Here is a 567-nt window from a genome sequence, read left to right on the forward strand (position 1 = left end):
GTTTACCATAACCATTTTCAGTGACGATTAAAATCTCATCTTGTTCTTCTTCGTCGGTAACGTCTAATCCAATTACTTCATCATTTTCTCTTAATGAAATACCTCTAACGCCTGCAGCAGTTCTACCTAATGGGCGTAGTTTCGTTTCATCAAATCTGATTAATGAAGCATGTTTCGTTCCGATAATAATCTCTTTCGTACCATCCGTTAGTCTAACCGCAATCAACTCGTCGTCTTCTTTAAAGTTAATCGCAATCTTACCGTTTTTGTTAATACGAGAGAAATTCGATAGTTTAGAACGTTTTACAGTACCTTTTTTCGTAGCAAATACTAGGAAGTCTTCTTCACTAGATAGATCTTTAACTGCTATCATTGTACTGATTTTTTCATCTTTATCAATTTCTAAAGCATTGACGATTGGTAAGCCTTTAGACTGTCTAGACATTTCAGGAATTTCATAGCCTTTTAGCTTGTAAACACGACCTTTATTCGTAAAGAATAATACATTATCATGTGTACTTAAAGTTACTAACTGGCTAACGAAATCATCTTCGATTGTATTCATTC

The 567-nt window shown here is 34.2% G+C and carries 1 protein-coding gene; it reads right to left on the reverse strand.

Annotation, left to right across the window (positions count from 1 at the left end; genetic code table 11):
• Positions 1–567 (reverse strand): DNA gyrase C-terminal beta-propeller domain-containing protein (locus E4T88_RS17265; RefSeq protein WP_306461444.1); only part of this gene is annotated, 567 nt, incomplete at both ends.

This window comes from Dysgonomonas mossii, assembly GCF_004569505.1.
GTDB lineage: Bacteria > Bacteroidota > Bacteroidia > Bacteroidales > Dysgonomonadaceae > Dysgonomonas.